Here is a 19,513-nt window from a genome sequence, read left to right as displayed (position 1 = left end):
GGTGACGCCCGGGGCGGCGACGACGTCGACGATCTCGAGCGAGATGTGCTCGGGGAGCTCGTTGAAGAAGCGGCGGCCGGCACCGAGGAGCACCGGGACCTGGTGGAGGACGAGCTCGTCGACGAGGCCGGCCTTCAGCGCCGCGGTCACGACACCGCCGCCCATGAGGCCGACGTCCTTGCCGCCGGCCTGCTGCTTGGCGACAGCGATCGCGTCCTCGATCGTGGTGGCGAAGGTCTGGCGGTCGTGGGTCGCCGGCGCAGGCCGATGGGAGAGGACGACGAGCGGCGCGGTGGGGTGCGGGGCACCGCCCGTGTCTCAGCCGGAGTCGTCGTAGGTGTTGCGGCCGGCGAGGCTGACGCCATCGCGCGAGGCCAGGGCGTCGAAGACACGGGCGCTCGGCTCGGCGAGCGTGAAGCCGTCGAAGACCCGGCTGGGGGTGTCGCCGCTGAAGTACCAGTCGAAGAGGACGCCACCGTCGCCCAGGCCGCGGCCGGGCCCAGGGCCGCGCCCGGTGATGAAGCCGTCGACCGAGACCGAGAGTGCTGCGAGGACCTTGCTCATGACCGCTCCCTGGTGATTGGAGTTTCCTGAAGAGACTCTGCGACCGTAACACCTTGAGTTTCTTCAGGGAACCCCAAATGGTAGATTCGGGCCATGCAACGTACGAACTTCGCCGAGATGGCCTGCTCGATCGCGCGCACGCTCGACGTGATCGGGGAGCCGTGGTCGCCGCTCGTGCTGCGGGACGTCTGGGTCGGGATGAACCGGTTCGACCAGATCCAGGCCGATCTCGGGATCTCTCGGAAGGTGCTCACCGAGCGGCTCGGGCACCTGGTCGAGCACGGGGTGCTCGAGAAGCAGGCCTACGACAACCGGCCGCGCTATGAGTACGTGCTCACCGAGAAGGGGCGCGAGCTGGTCGACGTGCTGATGGTGATGGTCGGCTGGGGCGACAAGTGGCTCGCCGGGGAGGCCGGGCCGCCGGTGCTCTACCGGCACCACGGCTGCGGGGAGATCGCGCAGGTCGATCTGCGGTGCTCGCACTGCGGCGAGCCGATGCATGCCGACGATGTCGAGGTGCTGCCCGGGCCGGGGTCAGCGGGGTAGAGCACCAGCCCCGAGCGACTCGAGGGCGTCGCCGTCGATGCGGTGGACCTCCCACTCGTCCTGCGGCACCGAGCCGAGCGAGCGGTAGAAGGCGATCGACGGCTCGTTCCACGTGAGGACCCACCACTCGAGGCGTCGCCAGTCGTTCTCGACGCAGATCTCCGCGAGGCGTACGAGAAGGGCTTTGCCGGCTCCGGCGCCGCGGTGGGCAGGGTCGACGAAGAGATCCTCGAGCCAGATGCCGTTGCGGCCAGTCCAGGTGGAGAAGGTGACGTACCAGACCGCGATGCCGATCACCGTGCCGCCCGCTCCATCCGTTCCAGCCTCCGCGATCAGGCAGCGAGTGGTCGCGGTGCCGGACTCCGGGAAGAGCGCGGCGGTGAAGTCGGCCTCGGTCGCCTCGACGGCGTCGGGCTCCTTCTCGTAGTCGGCCAGGGCGTGGACGAGACGAAGGATCTCGGGTACGTCGGCAGGAGCTGCATCGCGGATGGTCACGGTCACGTCGCCGATCCTAGGCCGGAGACAGGTTGCCCTCCCGGAGCATCGCTCGGGGAGGGCAACCTGTAGGGCAGCTCGGACGGTGTCAGAGCTTGGCAAGCTTGGTGAAGGGGCTGGCGATGCGCACTAGCTGGGGACCGAAGTCGACAGTGACTGCGGCCGTTTCTTTGTTGACGACCCGACCCAGACCGAATGAGTCGTGGGAGACGAGGTCTCCGGACTCGTACTGCTCAATGACCGGCTCGGGATCAGTCTTGAAAGGACTCGCGGCGAAGTGTCGCCGCCGGGGGGTTGAGGTAGTCATCCCTTCGAGTATGTGGCCTAGCACACGGATAAGGGAATGAACAGATCGGTCACAAAAGACCCATTAAGACAGTTCATCGATCAATGCGTAGTCGCCCCTGTCGTAGCCGGAACCGAGCCGATAGCGCGCCGAGATGCTGGGCCAGTTGGTCGTGATGCGACCGTTCTTCTCGCGGTACCAGGAGTCGCACTTGCTCCAGACGCTTCCCGCGAGCTTGTCCTGGATCCTCGCGTCATGGGCCTCCTCGACCTCGCCCCTGACCTCGAGCGGGCCGGCCTCCTTGATGTGGTCGGCGTACTTGCCGAGATAGCGGGCCTGGGTCTCCAGGAAGTAGATGATCGAGCCGCCGCCGGTGTTGGTGTTGGGGCCGTACATGATCAGCAGGTTGGGGAAACCGGGCACGGTCATGCCGTGGTAGGCGTGCGCGCCGTCCTTCCAATGGGTGTGCAGGTCACGGCCCTGGGTGCCGGTGAGCGTCATCGGGGCGAGGAAGTCGGTGGCCTTGAAGCCGGTGCCCCAGATGAGCACGTCGACCTCGTGGTGGCTGCCGTCGGCGGTGCGCACCCCGGCCGGGGTGATCTCGATGATGTCGTCGGTGATCACGTCGACGTCGGGCTGGGCGAGCGCAGGCAGATAGTCGTCGGCGAACAGGATGCGCTTGCAGCCGAACGGGTAGTCGGGCCACACCTTCTCGAAGAGTCCCGGCTTCGCGGCGGTCTGCGCCTTCATGTGGCGGCGGGACCAGGCGCGCATGATCGCGCCGAACGGCTTGACGTGGAACGAGGTGGTGAGCCACTCGGCCTGACCCCAGATCTTGACCCGGTCGAGGAGCTGCGAGACCCGGCCCGACGGCTCGGCGCGCACGAAGTCCTTGCGCGGGACGATGTAGGGCGCCGAGCGTTGGAAGAGGAGCACCTGCTCCGCGCTCTTGCGCACCTCGGGCACGAACTGGATCGCGCTCGCGCCGGTGCCGATCACCGCCACCCGCTTGCCCTCGAGGCTGACGTCGTGGTTCCACTCCGCGGAGTGGAACGCCGTGCCCGCGAAGGTGTCGGCGCCTGGGATGGTCGGGATCGAGGGCCGGGAGAGCTGACCGACCGCGGGGACGAAGAGGTCGACGGACTCCGTCTCCCCCGTGCTCAGCTCGAGCTGCCAGGTCTTCGCGTCGTCGTCCCAGCGTGCGGCGAGCACCTCGGTGTCGAACCGGATGTGGCGGCGTACGTCGTACTTGTCGACGACCTTGTGGATGTAGTCGAGGATCGCGGGCTGGCGGGAGAACTTGTGGGGCCAGTGCGGGTTGGGCTCGAAGGAGAACGAGTAGAGGTTGGACGGTACGTCGCAGGCGGCACCCGGATAGGTGTTCTCCCGCCACACGCCGCCGACGTCGCCGGACTTCTCGAACACGACGATGTCGTCATGGCCTCGCTTCTTGAGCTCGATCGTGGCGGCCAGGCCGCCGAATCCGGTGCCGATCACTGCGATGCGCAAGGGGTCCTCCGTTGGCCGTGAGCACGATGTGACCCAGACCATACCGGGAGAATGTGAAACCGCCCGGCCGGGGCACGACGTACGTTCGTCCGTGCCCCGGCCGGGCGTCGATCAGCCCTTGGCGTGGAAGATGCCCCAGGCCAGGTTGCCGGCGTTCCCACCGTCGACCCAGTGGCGCAGGCCGACCTTCATCGGAGCGAGATAGGCGTCGCTGACCTGCTCGGTGATCTCCTCGTGGCGACGCTCGGTCTCCTCGAGGACCCGGGCGTAGTGGGTCGTCAGCTGGTCGGTGTGCTCCTCGAACGTGACGGTGTCGAGGCCGAGCCGGCTCAGCTCGTGGCGGTAGAACCCCGGCGAGCCCATCGAGTCGAGGTGAAGCCTCTCCAGGATCGGCTTGAGCACCTCCTTGTCGGCGCCGTCAGCGGCCATCGGGTCGGTGAAGACGACCTCGCCGCTGGAGGTCAGCACCCGGGCGATCTCCTGCAGCACGCGTACGCGATCCCCGGAGTGCAGCATCGCGTCCTGGGACCAGACGACGTCGAACCGGTTGTCTTCGCAGGGGATGTCCTCGAAGGAGCCGTCGAGCACCTCGATCCTGTCGCCGAGCCCCTGCTGGTCGCTGAGCTCGCGGTTGCGCTGGTTCTCGACCTCGGAGAGGTTCAGGCAGGTGACGTGACAGCCGTAGGTCTTGGCCAGGTGGCGCGCTGCACCGCCGTATCCGGAGCCGATGTCGAGCACGCGCGTCTCGGGGGTCAGCCTCACCTTCTGCGCCATCTGCTCCACGGTGCGGCGGCTCGCGGTCGCGATGTCCTCCTCCGGCCGGTCGTAGAGCCCGATGTGGATGTCCTCCCCGCCCCAGATCGAGAAGTAGAAGTTGTCCGCGTCGTCGGAGTTGTAATAGTCCCGGGCGACGTTGACGGCGGTGGAGTAGGCGGTCGCGTCCGGGGTCTCGACGAAGTTCTTCTCCGCGACGTGCACGAGGAAGTCGGGGTCGTCGTCGACGAAGGTCTCCTGGAAGTCGCCGTAGGTCTCGACACGCTGGAAGCCGACCTCTCGCAGCAGCCGGCGGGTGTAGTTCTTCCGCAGCGGGAACATGTTGAGGTGATACTCGGACCCGTCGGGGAAGCTGTAGCGGAACCGGGCCAGCCCGTCGTCGATGTGCTCCGGCTCGGCGCTGACCTCCTCGCCGCAGTAGTAGTAGGTGTGCTTGCTGGAGAAGCCGTTGTCGAGCATCGAGTCGTAGTTGCGCTGGTCGAGGATCAGGATGCCGTCGTGCTTGAGGGCGGCGTAGAACTCGGCCAGGGCCTTGCGGCGGTCACGCTCGGAGAACAGGTGGGTGAACGAGTTGCCGAGGCAGATGACCGCGTCGTACTTCTCGTGCACGTCGCGGTTGAGCCACCGCCAGTCGGCGTGGACGACGCGGAGGATGTGACCGCCGTACGTCCGGCCGTTGTCGAACGCCTTCGCGAGCATCTTCGGGCTGCCGTCGGCGCTGGTCGTGTCGAAGTGCTCCTCGACGAGGCGTACGGAGTGGAAGCCTGTGCCGGTCGCGACGTCGAGCACCGACTTCACGTTGTGGGCCTTCAGGAGGTCGACGAAGAAGCTTCCTTCGCTCTCGTAGCGGCGCTTCCAGTCGATCAGCTCGTCCCACTTGTCGACGAAGCCGCTGATGTATTCATCGGTGTAGTGGTCCGACTCGCGTACGGCGGTCGGGTCGGCGCCGAAGTCCTGTCGTAGGTCGTCCGGGCTCGCGAGATCGGTCGGGGCGTTCTCTACTGCGGTGGTGGCGCGATCCATATGCCTTCTTCTCCTCGGTTGCTTCGTGGGGAGCGGACCAAGGAAGGCGTCGCCAAGTCATGCACGTGCGGCGGACGCGGGGATCGCCTTCTCCCGTCCGGGGCGGACATGTGCGGGCAGTCGCCTTTGACTGCCGGCGCGTACGTCACGCTAGGGCATCCGGTCGTGGCGCGAGCCGGATCGCGGGGGACTTAACGTCGAGTTCGTCTGGCGGTCAGAGGGGGCTTGTGCTGTCGCCCTCCATGACCAGGGCGGACGCTTCTTCGTTCTCCGGGATCACCGGACTCACGGGCTTGCACGCGAGCGTGCGGAGCTCGCAGGTGACGGCCTGGCTCGCGCGGACCGTACCGTCGGTCGGGCTGACGGTCTGCTGTGCGACCCCGAAGAACGTGTCCTTGTCGCTCCAGCCGCTCAGCGTGAAGTGGTCCCAGGGAGCGTCGATCGCGCGTCCGCGGCCGGTCTTCGCGTCGTAAACGACGGCGTCGGCCGGTGTGACGTCGACCTGGAAGAGCGTGCTCCGGTCAGGGGACAACCGCCCGTTGGCGAACTCCGGGGCCTTGTCGACCTCACGGTGGCGGCCCTCGCCCTTGACCCCGATCGGATAGCCGTCGTGGAACAGGGTCTCGGTGTAGCCGTCGTAGATGACCGTCTCGTCGCCGACCTCGTCGCTCCGGGAGACCGAGCCGTCGCTGAGGTCGATGGTGGTGTCGTCGAAGAAGAGGCGCTCGTTGCTGACGCCCGCAAGCAGCGGCATGGTCTCCTCGTAGAGGTCGGCCAGGTCGTCGTCCTCGTCCGGCTTCTCGTCGGGCGTGCGGTAGAGCTGCTCGCCCGTGCGGGTGTCGAAGGCGGCCACCTGGATGGCGCGGGTGCCGAACTCGTCCTTCGGTCCGCGGGACTGGTCGACGGTCGCGAACACCGAGTGGTCCGCCGAGGTCGCCATGTTGTCCCAGACGACCTTCTCGACCTTCTGGGTGCGACCCTCGACGCTGGTGAACATCAGCGTCTCGCCGCGCATCCAGTAGACGCCGGTCGCACCGAGCGCGAACCGCTCGACCTTGTCGCCGAGCTCGACGGTCCGGTCGCCGACGTGGAGCGTCCCGTCGTGGAACCAGGACGGGGCGTCGGCGTCCCACCTCGTCGTCCCGACGGGCAGGGTGAAGGGGTCCTTCGAGGACTCCTCGCCGATGGAGGACGAGCACCCGGTCGTCACACCGAGCGCGAGCACACCGGCGAGAACCCCTCGAAATCTCATCGGACCATGATCACATCCGAGACGCCGACGATGTCGGAGGACAGTGCCTCAGGCGCTCTCGAACCAGGGGTGGTGGAGGTCGTAGTAGGTCGCTCCCTTCATCGCGTAGTCCGGCTCACGGCGTACGTCGGCGGGCGGCTCGATCTGCTCGCCCTTGCGGGCGTCGGCCTCGTTGGTGAACGCGATCGTGTCGATGAAGCTGCCGTCGGCCTCGATCGCGAGGGTGCCGCCGAGGATCTCCGGGCGAGCCTCGTGCAGCATCGTGGTGTCGGCGACCATCGCCTTGAGGCGGCTCGGGTCGTCGACGCGGCCACGGATGATCTGCACGAACCCGGCGTCGTCGGAGCCGCCGTCCATCATCAGCGTGACGTCGTCGCAGTCGTGGAACTCCATCGGCCCGTCCATGACCGCGTCCATCTTCGCGGCCCACTCCCCCTGCTCGGGACGGTCGGAGTTGGCCATCGCCGCCTCGCGGGACTCGAAGCGGACCACCGCGACGAGCTGGTCGTCGTCGGTGAACCCGTAGGTGCCGCCCAGCCACCCGGTCGCGCCCGGCGCCAGCTCGCGCCGCCACTCGTCGAGCACCTGGTGAGCCTCGTCCTGCCGGGTGCAGGGGCCCTGGATCATCTGGATGAACATTGCTGCCTCCTCGGTCGTCGGTGTGTCAACGGACCGGTCGAGGCGAGTTGCGAGCGGGCCCCGGCCGGGCCCACTCGCAACGTACGTCCGAAGGGTCGCCTCGCGCATACCCCAAACGGGCGTATTCGCAGGTTACGGCGGCTCGGGATCAGTCGACGTCGACCCAGTCGAGGGTGCGCTCGACGGCCTTGCGCCAGCCGGCGTAGCCGGTCTCGCGCTGCTCCTCGCTCCAGCCGGGCTGCCAGCGCTTCGACTCGTTCCAGTTGTTGCGCAGCTCGTCGGTGTCCTTCCAGAACCCGACGGCCAGGCCGGCGGCGTAGGCGGAACCGAGGGCGGTGGTCTCCGCGACCACCGGCCGACTGACCTCGACGCCGAGGATGTCGGCCTGGATCTGCATGCACAGCTCGTTGACGGTGACACCGCCGTCGACCTTGAGCACCTCGAGGCGTACGCCGGAGTCCTTCTCCATCGCGTCGGCGACGTCACGGCTCTGGTAGCAGATCGACTCCAGGGTCGCCCTTGCGATGTGACCCGACGTGTTGAACCGCGACAGGCCGACGATCACGCCGCGGGCATCGGAGCGCCAGTAGGGGGCGAAGAGGCCGGAGAAGGCGGGCACGAAGTAGACCCCGCCGTTGTCGTCGACCTCCTTGGCCAGCGTCTCGGACTGGGCCGCGTTGCTGATCACCCGCAGCTGGTCGCGCAGCCACTGCACCGCGGAGCCGGTGACGGCGATCGAGCCCTCGAGCGCATAGGTGGGCGGCTCGTCTCCGAACTGGTAGCAGACCGTGGTGAGGAGGCCGTTCTTCGAGCGTACGAGCTCCTGGCCGGTGTTGAGGAGGAGGAAGTTGCCGGTGCCGTAGGTGTTCTTGGCCTCGCCGGCGTTCAGGCAGACCTGGCCGACCATCGCGGCCTGCTGGTCGCCGAGGATGCCGGTGATCGGCACCTCGCCGCCCATCGGACCGTTCTTGAGCGTCGTGCCGTAGGCCTTGGGCTCCGAGGAGGGCCGGATCTCGGGGAGCATCTGGCGCGGGATGTCGAAGAAGCCGAGCAGCTCGTCGTCCCAGTCGAGGGTCTCGAGGTTCATCAGCATGGTGCGGCTGGCGTTGGTGACGTCGGTGACGTGCACGCCGCCGTTGGTGCCGCCGGTCAGGTTCCAGACCAGCCACGAGTCGGTGGTGCCGAAGATCGCGTCGCCGGCCTCGGCCGCCTCGCGGACACCGTCGACGTTCTCCAGGATCCACTGGATCTTGCCGCCGGCGAAGTAGGTGGCGGGCGGAAGACCGGCCTTCTGCCGGATGATGTCGCCGCGCTCGTCCTTGTCGAGGGCGGAGGCGATCCGGTCGGTGCGCGTGTCCTGCCAGACGATCGCGTTGTAGTAGGGCCGCCCGGTCTTCTTGTTCCACACCACCGTGGTCTCGCGCTGGTTGGTGATGCCCAGTGCGGCGATGTCCTTGTGGGTCAGCTTCTTGCGGTTGAGGGCCGTCTGGATCACCGAGCTGGTGCGCTCCCAGATCTCCACCGGGTTGTGCTCGACCCAGCCCGCCTGCGGCATGACCTGCTCGTGCTCGAGCTGGTGACGGGCGACCTCGTTGCCGCCGTGGTCGAAGATCATGCAGCGGGTGCTGGTCGTGCCTTGGTCGACGGCTGCTACGTAGTCGGGCATGTCGTCGGTCCTCTCTGTGTTCGGGTAGGTCTTCGGGTCAGGCGGTCTGGATCAGGCGGACGGATCAGGCGGTACGGCGCTCGGGCTCGGCGTCGGTCTCGGTGTCGGTCTCGGTGGTCGCGGGCACGCGGCCGACCTCCTCGGGCTCATCCTCCGCGGGCAGGAATCGTGCGATCAACACCTTGTACGCACCAGCACCGATGAGTCCACCGAGCAGCGGCCCGAGGATCGGGATCCAGAAGTAGAGGTCGCCCGCAGCGGTCACCCAGGCGCCGTCGTAGCCGGTGACGAAGGAGGCCAGGCGCGGGCCGAAGTCGCGGGCGGGGTTGATGGCGTAGCCGGCGTTGGCGCCCCAGGCCATGCCGATGCCGACGATCACGAAGGCGATCGCGACCGGCGAGAACCAGGCGATCGGGGCGGAGTTCTTGGCGTCGGTGATGGCCATGATCAGGAACAGCAGGATCGCGGTGCCGATGATCTGGTCGGCGAAAGCGGTGGTGAGGCTGATGCCCATGCCGGCGTCGCCGTTGCCCGGGAGCGTCGAGAAGATGCCCTGGGTGGCGTGGGTGTGGCCGGGGTCGACGCTGGCGATCGCGTCGCCGTACGCGAACCGCACGATGAGGGCGGCGACGAAGGCTCCCAGGATCTGGGCGAGGCTGTAGGGCAGCACCTTGCGCCACTCGAAGTCGCTGAACACGGCCATCGCGAGGGTCACGGCGGGGTTGAGGTGGGCGCCGCTGATCCTGCCCGCGGTGTAGATGCCGAGCATGACCCCGATGCCCCAGGCCCAGGCGATCGAGTCGTGGTCGCCGAGGCCGCCGTCACCGGTCACGACCTGAGCGACCACACCGACTCCGAACAGGATCAGTATCGCCGTGCCGGCGAACTCCGCGCTCATCTCTCCGATGAGCGTTCGACGTCTTGCCGAAGCGGAGCTCGAGGCGATTTGTTCTGTCATGTGGGTGCTCCTGCCGTGGTGGGGTCGGGCGGACCCCAGCACCGTAGGGACGAGTGATGGGCGTCACAACGAGAGTCGTTCGGCATTGCCGAACGCCCGCGTCGCGCTCGCTCCGAATGCGCTTTCCTCGCCGGCACGGCGCGCCCTACGCTTTCGGTGATGTCTCGGACCGTGCAATCCGTCGAGCGGGCTGCCGCGCTGCTGCGCGTGCTCTCCGCCGAGAGCGAGCCGATGGCGCTCGGGCCGCTGGCCGGCGCCGTGGGGCTCGCCAAACCGACCGCACACGGGTTGCTGCGTACGTTGGTGGTCGCGGGGTTCGTCGACCAGGACCCGGTCACCGGGCGCTACCAGGTCGGGCGCGACCTGCTCCACCTCGGCTCGGTGACCCTCGACCTCAACGAGCTGCGGTCGGTGACGCTCAACTGGGTCGACACCCTGGCCGCACGCACGGGCGAGGAGGCGCGGATCGCGGCCTATCGGGACGGGTCCGCGGTCGTGGCCCACCATGTCTTCCGGGCCGGGCCCGGGGCGCAGGAGATGGACACCGGACGCTCGCTCCCGCTGCACGCGACCGCGCTCGGCAAGGTGCTGATCGCGTTCGACCCCGGCGCCGCCCGCAGCGTGGTCGGGCAACCGCTCGACCAGCTGGCGTTCCGCACCATCACCGACCGGTCGCAGCTGCTGCGAGCGCTCGCGGACGCCCGCGACACCGGCTGGGCCGCCGCCGTCGAGGAGGTGCGGTCGGACCTGGCCGGCATCGCGGCGCCCGTGCGTGACCGAGGTGGGTACGTCGTGGCGTCGGTCGGGATCGCCGGGCCGGTCGCGCGGCTGTGCGACTCCCAGACCCAGCCGCGCGCCGACCTCGTCGCGCAGGTGACCGGCGTGGCGCGGTCGATCTCGCGGGCGCTCGGTCACGGCCGGGCCGCGGCATGACGTCGACCCGGTACGTCGCGGCGCTGGACCAGGGCACGACCTCGACGCGGTGCATGCTCTTCGACCGCGAGGGCCGGATGGTCTCGCTCGCCCAGCGGGAGCACCATCAGCACTATCCGCGCGCCGGCTGGGTCGAGCACGACCCGATGGAGATCTGGGACATCGTCTGCCGGGTCGTCCCGGAGGCGCTCGCCGACGCCGGAGCGTCGCCCGACCAGGTCGTCGGGCTCGGGATCACCAACCAGCGGGAGACCACCGTCGTGTGGGACCGGCACACCGGTCGGCCGGTGCACAACGCGATCGTGTGGCAGGACACCCGCTCCTCCGCCGTGCTTCCCCGGATCGCCGCCGACCTGCCCGAGACGGAGATCCAGGATCGGTGCGGGCTGCCGCTGGTGACGTACTTCTCCGGGCCGAAGGTGCGCTGGCTGCTCGACTCGTCGCCGTCGTTGCGCGCGCGGGCCGAAGCCGGAGATCTGCTGTTCGGCACGATCGACTCCTGGCTGGTCTGGAACCTGACCGGCGGCACGAACGGCGGGCTGCACGTCACCGACGTGACCAACGCCAGCCGCACGATGCTGATGAACCTCACCACGCTCGACTGGGACCCCGACCTGCTCGAGGCGATGCGGGTGCCGCGGGCGATGCTGCCGGAGATCCGGGCGACCGTCGGCTCGTTCGGGAGCACCGTCGCGCCGGTCGCCGGGATACCGCTGACCGCGGTCATCGGCGACCAGCAGGCCTCGCTGTTCGGGCAGGCCGGTTTCGACCGCGGCGACGCGAAGTGCACCTTCGGCACGGGCGGCTTCCTGCTCCTCAACACCGGATCCGCGCCGGTGCGCTCCCAGCACGGGCTGATCACGACGGTCGCGCACAAGATGGAGGACGAGCCGGCGGCGTACGCCCTGGAGGGGTCGATCGCGGTCGCCGGCGCGCTCGTGCAGTGGTTCCGCGACAGCCTCGGGCTGATCCGCTCGGCGGCGGAGATCGAGACCCAGGCGCTGACGGTCACCGACAACGGCGGCTGCTACGTGGTCCCGGCGTTCACCGGTCTCTACGCCCCGCACTGGGAGCCCGAGGCCCGCGGCGTGATCGTCGGGCTGACGTCGTACGTCACGAAGGCGCACCTGTGTCGCGCGGTGCTCGAGGCGACCGCCTGGCAGACCAAGGAGATCCTCGACGCGATGAACGCCGACGCCGATGTGCCGCTGCGGCGGCTCGCCGTCGACGGTGGCATGACCGCCGACAACCTGCTCATGCAGACCATCGCCGACTTCCTCGACATCCCGGTCGTGCGGCCGATGGTGGCCGAGACAGTCTCGCGCGGCGCCGCCTACGCGGCCGGGCTGGGCGCGGGCTACTGGCCGGACCGCGAGGTGCTGCGACGGCACTGGCGCCGGGCGGCCGAGTGGCAGCCTGCCATGTCGGCGCCCGCCCGGGAGGCCGAGTTCGCGCGGTGGAGACGGGCCGTGGAGATGGCCGTCGCATGGGGCGCCTGACGGAAACCGTCAGGGGGCAGTCACCCGGGAGACGGCGTCGCGGAGCAGCTCACGGCGCCGCCGGTGATCGGACTCGGGCTCGTCGCGGGTGGCTGCGTAGACGTTGCTGACCGGCGACCAGGACATCGACATGCCGATGACGAGCGTCTTCAGGTCGTCGGGGTCTCCCGCACGTATCCGCCCGGCCGCCTGCGCCTCGGTGATCGCGTCGGCCTTGATCCGGTCGAAGGGCGCCGTCTCCTCGGCGAGGTGCCCCGTCGGCCGGCGCTCGAGCCGCACCCAGGTCGCCAGTCTGATCAGCTCCGGATTCTCCAGATACTCGTCATAGAGACGCACCGCCCAGTCGGCGAGGTCGCCGTCCTCGATCGGAACCGCCTCGGTGATCCGCTCGAGCGAGGCGAAGAAGATCGTGTCGAACAGCGCGCTCTTGTCGCCGAAGTAGGCGTAGAGCTGTGCCTTGTTGGTGCGCGCCGCCGCGGTGATCCGCTCGATGCGAGCCCCGGCGAGGCCGTGCTCGGCGAACTCGAGAGTGGCCGCGTCGAGGATCCGCTGCCGGGTCGCGACGCCACGAGCGGTCGACGGCTCAGCGGTGGCTCGCGTCGTGCGGGGTGCGTGGTCGGCCATGCCCCACATGTTCTCAGACCTACTGGTCTGTTTGTGACATCCGGCGGACGAGGCTACTCTAAAACAGACCAACCAGTCTGTTTAAAGGATGCATGATGAGACCGACCCAGGCATGGCTCGCCGACGGCCCGAGGACGCCGCTGCGTCGAGCCGAGATCCACCGCCGGGAGCTACGGCCCGACGACATCGCCGTACGCATCGACTACTGCGGCGTGTGCCACTCCGACCTGCACGCGATCCACTCCCACCCGGGATCCGGCCCGGCGCTGGTTCCCGGTCACGAGTTCACCGGGACGGTGACCGAGGTCGGACCCGCCGCGACCGGGTTCGCGGTCGGCGACCTGGTCGCGGTCGGCAACATCGTCGACTCCTGCGGCGTGTGTCCGATGTGCCGGGCGGGGCAGGAGAACTTCTGCGCCGACTTCCCGACCCTGACGTACGCCGGCACCGACCGCCACGACGGGTCGACGACGCTCGGCGGCTATGCACGCGAGTACGTCGTGCGCGACCGGTTCGCCTATCCGATCAGCGGCGGCCTGGACCCGGCTGCCGTCGCGCCGCTGCTGTGTGCGGGCGTCACCGTGTGGGAGCCGATCAGGGCGCTCGGTGTCGGCCCCGACACGCGCGTCGCTGTCGCCGGCCTGGGCGGTCTCGGCCACCTGGCCGTGAAGTTCGCGGTCGCGCTGGGTGCCGACGTCACCGTGCTCAGCCGGAGCGCGGACAAGACACCCGATGCGCAAACCCTCGGCGCGCGCACGGTCGTGTCCACCGACCCCGACCAGATGGCTGCGGTCCGCGACACCTTCGACGTGGTCATCGACACGATCTCGGCGCCGCACGACCTGACGCCCTATCTGCGCACCGTCGCGCTGGACGGCACGCTGAGCCATCTCGGTCACCTCGGCACGGTCAGCGTCGACATGACCGACCTGCTCATCGGTCGCAAGAAGCTCTCCTCCGCCGGGAGCGGCGGCCGACCGGCCACCGCCGAGATGCTCGCCTTCTGCGCCGAGCACGGCATCACGGCCGACGTCGAGGTGCTCGCGTCCGCGCAGATCGACGAGGCGCTCGAGCGTCTCGACCGCAACGACGTGCGCTACCGGTTCGTGCTCGACATGTCCGACCTCGACGGCTGAGGCCCGGTCGAGCCACACCTCGGTCTCATCTGTTCGCGGCGGGCCGCGGAGCCGGCCAGGCCAGCGCGACCCGTGCGGACAGCCGCCAGGTCGCGTACGCAGCGGCGACCCAGCCCACCAGCAGCCCGAGCGCCGCGAGCCCGGCAGCGACCTCGAAGAGCACCAGGCCCGTCGCCGCCGCGAGGGCGCTGCTGCCCGTGGCGACGGTGCCGATCGGGAACGTGAACGACCACCAGGTCGGTGCCACCGGCAGCCCGTCGCGGAGCTGACGCATGGTCAGCGTGAGCGCGAGGGCGGTCCACAGGACCGTGAAACCCCACACGGGGACGCCGTAGCAGACGGCGAGCATGCCGAGAGCGTGCCCGTAGCCGGGCACGACCGAGGGTGCGAGAGCGCCGAGGTGATGGACCGCCGTGGTCGACTGACCCAGGAAGCCGAGCACGATCCACACGGTCGGCACCGCCGCCGGGGCGAGGGCGCCGTGACGGACCATCCGCTGCCAGAGCTGGTTGAGCACGAGGAAGCCGGCGATCATGGTCAGCCCGAAGAGGGCGTAGCAGACGATCAGCAGGGTCTCGCGGGCCTGGCCCGGCGCGAGGTGCGGCACGAGCGCGGCCCCGGTCGTCGCCGAGACCATCGGCGGCACGACGGGCATCAGCCAGCCACCGGTGGCGCTGTCGTCGGCGACCTCGTGGCGGGTGATCGCCCGGTAGGGCACCGCGATCGCGGTCCAGAGGCCGAGCACGGTGCCGGCGGTCCACAGCACGGCAGCCAACGGGACTGCCACCGTGCTCCCGAGGAGGTCCTGGGCGACGCCGATCGAGCCGGCGCCGACCGTCATCAGGGCCATCGCCGGGGCGCCGTAGAAGTGGGACATCACCGGGTCGTCGTAGTGACGCCGCAGCAGGGAGGGGTCCTCCCGGAGACCGAGCAGCATCGCCGCCCCGGTCGCGACGAGCAGAAGGCTTGCCGCCAGCCAGAACACCAGCGCAACCGGCACCGCGCCGGGCACGTGGAAGGGCAGACCGGGGAGGACGACGGCGACGATGCCGGTGCCCATCGTGGCGGCGTACCAGTTCGGACCGTAGGAGTGCCTCATACCTCCATGCTCGACGCGGCTCGCGGCCGGCGGTAGAACCCACTTCGCTGTGGGGTCACAGGGATAGGCTGTGGCCATGCTCCCCGACCTCCCCTCGCTCCGCCTGCTCGCCGACCTCGCCCGGCTGGGCAGCATCGGCGCGGCGGGACGCGCCGCGGGGATCTCGCAGCAGTCGGCCTCAGAGCGGCTGCGTGCGATGGAGACCCAGGTCGGCCTCGTGCTGGTGCAGCGGGCCCATCGCGGCTCGGCGCTGACCCAGGCCGGGAAGCTGCTCGTCGAATGGTCGGCCGACCTGCTCGAACGCGCCGACGAGATCGACAACGCCCTGCACACGCTGCGTGCCGGCCGCTCCGACGAGCTGCACGTGCATGCGTCGATGACGACGGCCGAATACCTCCTCCCCCGCTGGCTCGTACGCCTGCGGCAGCAGCAGCGGGTCGCGGTGAGCCTGCGGGCCGCCAACTCCGAGGAGGTCGTCGCGGCCGTACGCCACGGAGAAGCCGACCTGGGGTTCGTCGAGGGTCCGGTCGACACGAGCGGGCTCTCCGCCACCAGGGTCGGCGTCGACGAGCTCGCGCTGGTCGCCGCACCCGACGACCGTTGGGCTCGGCGTCGAGCCGCGATCAGCCCGCGCGAGCTCGCGACCCGTCCGCTGACCTGCCGCGAGCAGGGGTCCGGCACGCGGGCAGTGGTGGAGTCGGCGCTGGCGGCCGCGGGCGAGCGCCTGGCAGATCCCGACGTGGAGTTCGCGACGAACTCCGCGATCCTCGCCGCCGTACGCGCAGGCGGCTCCCCGGCGTTCGTGTCCGGTCGGGCCGCCCAGGCCGACGTCGACCTGGGCACCCTTGTCCGGGTCCCGGTGGCAGAGCTGGACCTGTCGCGGGAGTTCCGGGCCGTGTGGGTCGGCGGCGCGCACCCACCCGCCGGACCCGTGCGTGATCTCCTCGGGATCGCCGGCGCCTGAGAGCCTGAGGTCGCCTACGTGTCGCCGTCAGCCCACAGGTCGGCGCCAGAGGCCGAGCACCTTCGCAAGCACGAGCAGCACAGGGAAGCCGGCGAAGAATGCGAGGCCGACCGCCAGGGCCCCGTACTCCACAGCGAGCAGCGGGATCACGGCCGTGATCAGGCCGCCACCCACGAACGGGCTGAAGAACGGTGCCCGGAGGGCGTAGGCGCGACCGGCGACAGTAGCGAGCTTCGGGTCCGCCGTACGGAGCAGCATCAAGCCCACCGACGCGACGCCGGTGACGGTGCCGAAGTTGATGATCGACTGCTCGAACCAGTCACGCTGGAAGATTCGCGGGCCCACCCAGAAGAAGAGGAACAGTGCCAGACCGGCAGCCACCGCCATCAGGACAGCCAGCGGGGCGGCGTTGTCGGCGACGACAGGAAGGTCGATCGAGGCGACCGCCGAGACGACGAGGAAGTCGAGCGCCACCCCCTGGATCGTCCGGAAGACACCGGGCTCCACCGTGTCGGCCAGCGGCGTACGACTGATGATCTGCTGCACGATCCCGCCCCCGATCATCGCGAGCGGGAACAGCGGCATCCCGGGGATCACCATCTCGATGAAGTACTGCAGGACCCAGCCGATGATGATGGCGACGCCGACGAGAGCGGCGTGGAAGCCGAAGGTATCCACCAGATCGCGCTTCAGGGTCACCGCGCCCAGGGATTCGCGGCCATCAGACGGCACGACGTCGGGCTGGTCCACCGCCCGGGTGGAGGCCGAGCCAGAAGCGTGGGCCTGCACATGCCCCTTCCTGATGCCCCAGTTGATCAGCACCATGCCCATGCAGATGCCGAACGCCAGGCCAACGGTCGCCGAGGTCTGGGCCAGCGAGGCGCCGGCGCTCCAGGACTCTCCGTCGTACACCTCCGCCATCGCCCCGGCGGTGCCGTGACCGCCCGGCCAGCCGACCTCGACCAGGGATCCGAACATCTGGTTCACGTCCCACAGCGGCGCCAGCAGCGCGGCGGCGACGATCAACGGCACACCGATCATGAGGGAGGCACCGAGCCAGCCGAAGAGCAGCTGCGGTGCGACCAGGTCGTACGTCTCCCGCAGTCGCGGCAGCTTGACCCCCATCAGCATCGGGGCGAACACGACTGTCGCGAGCACGCCGGGCATTCCGGCCCAGGTGCTGATCAGTGGCTCGCCGAACAGCCCGGCACCGTGCGGGCCGAGCGCAAGCCCGACCAGTCCGCCGATCAGTGCCGCGGGGAGCACCAGCCGTCGCAGCCACGAGGCCGCCAGGCGAAGCAGGACGCCCACGAGAATGAGCACGCCGAGCACGGCGACGGCGAAGAGCAAGGTGTCGAGGCTGCCAACCTCGTCGACGGGAATCATGAGGCGCTCCTGGAGACAGCCGGGGTGAAGCGGTGATAGCCGAGAGGGGCCAGCTCGTCCGGGCGAACCCCGGTGAGGAGCCAGCGGGAGAGCAACAACGACACCGCTGGGGCGATCGCGAACCCGTGTCCCGAGAACCCGGCACCGACGAACAGGTTCCGATAAGGCGCCACCGTGTCGACAACCGGCAGATCATCGGCGCTGTACGTCTCGGCCCGGTCGGCCTGCCAGGTGAGCAGCTCGGCATCGGCGAGCGATGGGTAGGCGGCCACGGCAGCGGCCAGGTTGCCGCGGACCGCGGACTCGACGGTTCGACCGCTGCCGTCGGCCTCGTCGCGTACCCCGCGCCAGCCGCCCGTCACCATCAGGGTGTGGGCGTCGAGCGTCTTCAACGAGAGCGCGCGGCTCTGATGGCTGACAAGATGCCGACACGGCGACGGCGACGGGGTGCGTACGGACAGTGCCTGCGGATACATCGACCAGAACGGAAGATGCCCGCCACCGACCGACTGGACCAGTGGAGCCGCTCCGACATTGTTCAGCAGCACCACGGCCTCCGAGGCGAGGTGAGTCGTGCCGCCGGCTGTGACGACGCCTATGGTCCGGTCACCGTCGGTCAGCAGCTCCGCCACCGGGCTGTGCTCGGTGACGACCGCCCCGTGCCTCGCAGCCGCCGCTGCGTACGCCCTAGTGGTGGCCGTATGGTCGGCGACACCGTCGAACGGGCTCCACAGGGCTCCCGAGATGCTGTCCGCGACCTCAGGCTCGAGTTCCCGCACACCGGCAGCGTCCAACGCCTCAGTCGGCACGCCGAGCCGCCGTTGGCGCCAGGCCCAGGCTCGGAGCGCGTCCTCACCGCCACGCATTCCCACCTCGTCCTCCTCGAAGAGGTTGAGGCTGCCGATCCGGTGATATCCGGTGTCGGCATCGAGCTCGTCAGCGAGGGCGGGCCAGAGCTCGTAGGCCAGCCGCAGGGCGGGGAGCTCGGCCGGCGCTCGCCTGCTGCCGCGGACGCCACGTTTGCCGGTGCCGCCGGATGCTCCACTCGCGACCTCACCCGCCTCCAGCACCAAGACGTCAGCGCCCGAGCGAGCGAGATGCCACGCGGTGGCCGAACCGTAGACACCCGCACCAGCGATGATGAAGCGGTAACTCATGAGACCCTCTCGTCGGTCCTGTGATCCATGCCACAGCAATGTAGTATCAACTACATGAAAGAGTCCATAGTGAAATGAATACGACATCTTCTGACGGCGAGCTGACGGCTCGGGTCGCTGATCGAGCAGCCGGCCTGTCCCCGCGCGAGCGTGCCGTCGCGCAGTACCTGTTGGAGCGGCCGCAGGAGTTCACCGGGGCGAGCGCGGCGCAGATCGCCAAGGCCACCGGCACCAGTGACGCGACGGTCGTCCGCACTGCTCGCTCACTGGGATACACCGGCCTGCGAGACCTGAAGCGAGCCGCCCTCGCCAGCCTCACGCCACCCCGGGACCCGGTCGTGCGACTGAACCGCCGGCTGGATCGCCTCGAGGGTGGGCTCGGGGCCGTCCTCGACCAAGTGCTCGCCGACACCTCCGAGATGGTCGGACACCTGCCCGACACCCTTGACACCACCGCATGGGAGCGCGCCGTCGACCTGGTGGCTACCGGCGACCGCGTCTGGGCGTACGGAATCGGACCCGCCGCACTGGCCGCGGAGTTCCTGGTCGTCGAGCTCACCAGGTTCGGGCACCATGCCACGGCTGTACGCAACACCGGATTCTCGCTGGCCGACCCGTTGATGGGCCTCGGCGCCGGGGACGTCGTGGTGATCTTCGCGCCCCTTCGTCTGTTTCACGAGATCGACGTCGTGCTCGAGCACGCTCGTACGGTGGGCGCCCCGACCATCTTGATCAGCGAGGCAGTCGGTGACGACCAGACCGACGTCGCCGATGCGGTGCTGTCGATGCCGCAGACGGCTGACTCCGCCGCCAGCGAGCACTTCGCCGGGATCCTGATCGCGCGCGCCCTCGGCCTCGAGCTGGCTGCTCGCGATCGCGTCGGGTCGGTTGAGGCCTGGGAGCTGCTGCTCAGGCTGCGCACCAGCCTCGCCGGACCGGACGCGGCGCGCCCACCCGCGACAGAACCGCCCGGCGAGTAGGAGCTGCCCTGTCGGGGCCGGGC

Annotated in this window: 18 protein-coding genes and 1 pseudogene (1 of these 19 cut by a window edge); 6 read left to right on the top strand and 13 right to left on the bottom strand. The window is 69.4% G+C overall.

The genetic code is table 11. From position 1 onward, the window contains the following. Nucleotides 1–270, bottom strand: a pseudogene (locus FB381_RS24165) (dihydrofolate reductase family protein) (its annotated part extends 27 nt beyond the left edge of the window); the annotation flags it as partial. 48 nt (nucleotides 271–318) lie between these two features. Continuing rightward, nucleotides 319–564, bottom strand: a complete 246-nt coding sequence (locus FB381_RS24160) for a hypothetical protein (RefSeq protein ID WP_246087911.1) — start codon at nucleotides 562–564, stop codon at nucleotides 319–321. 93 nt (nucleotides 565–657) lie between these two features. On the opposite strand from FB381_RS24160, the gene FB381_RS01370 reads away from it, so the two are divergent. Then, the gene (locus tag FB381_RS01370) at nucleotides 658–1,110 is read left to right on the top strand and encodes a winged helix-turn-helix transcriptional regulator (RefSeq protein WP_141778629.1); all 453 of its coding nucleotides are present in this window, start codon (nucleotides 658–660) and stop codon (nucleotides 1,108–1,110) included. Here FB381_RS01370 and FB381_RS01365 read toward each other — a convergent pair. The 7 genes from FB381_RS01365 to FB381_RS01330 all read right to left on the bottom strand — a co-directional run bounded on the left by FB381_RS01365 (nucleotide 1,099) and on the right by FB381_RS01330 (nucleotide 9,712). Beyond that, nucleotides 1,099–1,611: a GNAT family N-acetyltransferase gene (locus FB381_RS01365; protein WP_141778628.1), complete on the bottom strand. Its 513-nt coding sequence runs from the start codon at nucleotides 1,609–1,611 to the stop codon at nucleotides 1,099–1,101. The genes FB381_RS01370 and FB381_RS01365 overlap by 12 nt on opposite strands. 364 nt (nucleotides 1,612–1,975) lie before the next feature. Then, nucleotides 1,976–3,400, bottom strand: coding sequence for a flavin-containing monooxygenase (locus FB381_RS01355; RefSeq protein ID WP_246087910.1), 1,425 nt, complete (start codon nucleotides 3,398–3,400; stop codon nucleotides 1,976–1,978). A gap of 111 nt (nucleotides 3,401–3,511) precedes the next feature. Then, nucleotides 3,512–5,197 (bottom strand): glycine/sarcosine N-methyltransferase, encoded by a 1,686-nt coding sequence (locus FB381_RS01350; protein ID WP_141778625.1) that lies wholly within the window; start codon nucleotides 5,195–5,197, stop codon nucleotides 3,512–3,514. Between the two features lie 214 nt (nucleotides 5,198–5,411). Then, nucleotides 5,412–6,449 (bottom strand): hypothetical protein, encoded by a 1,038-nt coding sequence (locus FB381_RS01345; protein ID WP_141778624.1) that lies wholly within the window; start codon nucleotides 6,447–6,449, stop codon nucleotides 5,412–5,414. A gap of 48 nt (nucleotides 6,450–6,497) precedes the next feature. Continuing rightward, nucleotides 6,498–7,088, bottom strand: a complete 591-nt coding sequence (locus FB381_RS01340) for a hypothetical protein (protein WP_141778623.1) — start codon at nucleotides 7,086–7,088, stop codon at nucleotides 6,498–6,500. A gap of 148 nt (nucleotides 7,089–7,236) precedes the next feature. Further along, nucleotides 7,237–8,754: a glycerol kinase GlpK gene (gene glpK, locus FB381_RS01335; protein ID WP_141778622.1), complete on the bottom strand. Its 1,518-nt coding sequence runs from the start codon at nucleotides 8,752–8,754 to the stop codon at nucleotides 7,237–7,239. Between the two features lie 64 nt (nucleotides 8,755–8,818). Beyond that, on the bottom strand, nucleotides 8,819–9,712 hold the full coding sequence (locus FB381_RS01330; RefSeq protein WP_141778621.1) for an MIP/aquaporin family protein: 894 nt from the start codon (nucleotides 9,710–9,712) through the stop codon (nucleotides 8,819–8,821). A 159-nt stretch (nucleotides 9,713–9,871) separates the two neighbouring features. Here FB381_RS01330 and FB381_RS01325 point away from each other — a divergent pair, with 159 nt between their 5' ends. Next, a complete protein-coding gene (locus FB381_RS01325) occupies nucleotides 9,872–10,645 on the top strand; it encodes an IclR family transcriptional regulator (RefSeq protein ID WP_141778620.1) in 774 nt (257 codons plus the stop codon). After that, nucleotides 10,642–12,144, top strand: coding sequence for a glycerol kinase GlpK (gene glpK, locus FB381_RS01320; protein WP_141778619.1), 1,503 nt, complete (start codon nucleotides 10,642–10,644; stop codon nucleotides 12,142–12,144). Before FB381_RS01325 ends, glpK (FB381_RS01320) begins: the two co-directional genes overlap by 4 nt. 9 nt (nucleotides 12,145–12,153) lie before the next feature. Here glpK (FB381_RS01320) and FB381_RS01315 read toward each other — a convergent pair whose 3' ends face one another. Further along, nucleotides 12,154–12,768 carry a TetR/AcrR family transcriptional regulator gene (locus FB381_RS01315; RefSeq protein ID WP_141778618.1) on the bottom strand — a complete coding sequence of 205 codons (615 nt, stop codon included), beginning with the start codon at nucleotides 12,766–12,768 and terminating at the stop codon, nucleotides 12,154–12,156. Between the two features lie 95 nt (nucleotides 12,769–12,863). Here FB381_RS01315 and FB381_RS01310 point away from each other — a divergent pair, with 95 nt between their 5' ends. Further along, the gene (locus FB381_RS01310; protein ID WP_141778617.1) at nucleotides 12,864–13,904 is read left to right on the top strand and encodes an NAD(P)-dependent alcohol dehydrogenase; all 1,041 of its coding nucleotides are present in this window, start codon (nucleotides 12,864–12,866) and stop codon (nucleotides 13,902–13,904) included. Nucleotides 13,905–13,929: 25 nt separating this feature from the next. On the opposite strand, the gene FB381_RS01305 is transcribed toward FB381_RS01310, so the two are convergent. Next, a complete protein-coding gene (locus FB381_RS01305) occupies nucleotides 13,930–15,003 on the bottom strand; it encodes a TDT family transporter (RefSeq protein ID WP_141778616.1) in 1,074 nt (357 codons plus the stop codon). 76 nt (nucleotides 15,004–15,079) lie between these two features. Here FB381_RS01305 and FB381_RS01300 point away from each other — a divergent pair, with 76 nt between their 5' ends. Beyond that, nucleotides 15,080–15,967 carry a LysR family transcriptional regulator gene (locus FB381_RS01300; RefSeq protein ID WP_246087908.1) on the top strand — a complete coding sequence of 296 codons (888 nt, stop codon included), beginning with the start codon at nucleotides 15,080–15,082 and terminating at the stop codon, nucleotides 15,965–15,967. 27 nt (nucleotides 15,968–15,994) lie between these two features. Here the strand turns inward: FB381_RS01300 and FB381_RS01295 are convergent, their stop codons facing one another. Together FB381_RS01295 and FB381_RS01290 are read right to left on the bottom strand one after the other, a co-directional pair. Further along, nucleotides 15,995–17,353 (bottom strand): sodium/glutamate symporter, encoded by a 1,359-nt coding sequence (locus FB381_RS01295; RefSeq protein WP_141778614.1) that lies wholly within the window; start codon nucleotides 17,351–17,353, stop codon nucleotides 15,995–15,997. Further along, nucleotides 17,350–18,510 (bottom strand): NAD(P)/FAD-dependent oxidoreductase, encoded by a 1,161-nt coding sequence (locus FB381_RS01290; protein WP_141778613.1) that lies wholly within the window; start codon nucleotides 18,508–18,510, stop codon nucleotides 17,350–17,352. The genes FB381_RS01295 and FB381_RS01290 overlap by 4 nt, the downstream gene beginning before the upstream one ends. 74 nt (nucleotides 18,511–18,584) lie before the next feature. Here FB381_RS01290 and FB381_RS01285 point away from each other — a divergent pair, with 74 nt between their 5' ends. Then, a complete protein-coding gene (locus FB381_RS01285) occupies nucleotides 18,585–19,490 on the top strand; it encodes a MurR/RpiR family transcriptional regulator (RefSeq protein WP_141778612.1) in 906 nt (301 codons plus the stop codon). Nucleotides 19,491–19,513 lie beyond the last annotated feature (23 nt).

Source organism: Nocardioides albertanoniae, from assembly GCF_006716315.1.
GTDB lineage: Bacteria > Actinomycetota > Actinomycetes > Propionibacteriales > Nocardioidaceae > Nocardioides > Nocardioides albertanoniae.
This window is presented reverse-complemented; position numbering and strand designations above follow the sequence as displayed.

Excerpts from the sequence above, each read along its gene's own strand:
- FB381_RS24160 (WP_246087911.1), bottom strand. The coding sequence starts at position 564 with ATGAGCAAGGTCCTCGCAGCACTCTCGGTCTCGGTCGACGGCTTCATC.
- FB381_RS01370 (WP_141778629.1), top strand. The coding sequence starts at position 658 with ATGCAACGTACGAACTTCGCCGAGATGGCCTGCTCGATCGCGCGCACG.
- FB381_RS01350 (WP_141778625.1), bottom strand. The coding sequence starts at position 5,197 with ATGGATCGCGCCACCACCGCAGTAGAGAACGCCCCGACCGATCTCGCG.
- FB381_RS01345 (WP_141778624.1), bottom strand. The coding sequence starts at position 6,449 with ATGAGATTTCGAGGGGTTCTCGCCGGTGTGCTCGCGCTCGGTGTGACG.
- FB381_RS01340 (WP_141778623.1), bottom strand. The coding sequence starts at position 7,088 with ATGTTCATCCAGATGATCCAGGGCCCCTGCACCCGGCAGGACGAGGCT.
- glpK (WP_141778622.1), bottom strand. The coding sequence starts at position 8,754 with ATGCCCGACTACGTAGCAGCCGTCGACCAAGGCACGACCAGCACCCGC.
- FB381_RS01330 (WP_141778621.1), bottom strand. The coding sequence starts at position 9,712 with ATGACAGAACAAATCGCCTCGAGCTCCGCTTCGGCAAGACGTCGAACG.
- FB381_RS01325 (WP_141778620.1), top strand. The coding sequence starts at position 9,872 with ATGTCTCGGACCGTGCAATCCGTCGAGCGGGCTGCCGCGCTGCTGCGC.
- glpK (WP_141778619.1), top strand. The coding sequence starts at position 10,642 with ATGACGTCGACCCGGTACGTCGCGGCGCTGGACCAGGGCACGACCTCG.
- FB381_RS01315 (WP_141778618.1), bottom strand. The coding sequence starts at position 12,768 with ATGGCCGACCACGCACCCCGCACGACGCGAGCCACCGCTGAGCCGTCG.
- FB381_RS01310 (WP_141778617.1), top strand. The coding sequence starts at position 12,864 with ATGAGACCGACCCAGGCATGGCTCGCCGACGGCCCGAGGACGCCGCTG.
- FB381_RS01305 (WP_141778616.1), bottom strand. The coding sequence starts at position 15,003 with ATGAGGCACTCCTACGGTCCGAACTGGTACGCCGCCACGATGGGCACC.
- FB381_RS01300 (WP_246087908.1), top strand. The coding sequence starts at position 15,080 with ATGCTCCCCGACCTCCCCTCGCTCCGCCTGCTCGCCGACCTCGCCCGG.
- FB381_RS01295 (WP_141778614.1), bottom strand. The coding sequence starts at position 17,353 with ATGATTCCCGTCGACGAGGTTGGCAGCCTCGACACCTTGCTCTTCGCC.
- FB381_RS01290 (WP_141778613.1), bottom strand. The coding sequence starts at position 18,510 with ATGAGTTACCGCTTCATCATCGCTGGTGCGGGTGTCTACGGTTCGGCC.
- FB381_RS01285 (WP_141778612.1), top strand. The coding sequence starts at position 18,585 with ATGAATACGACATCTTCTGACGGCGAGCTGACGGCTCGGGTCGCTGAT.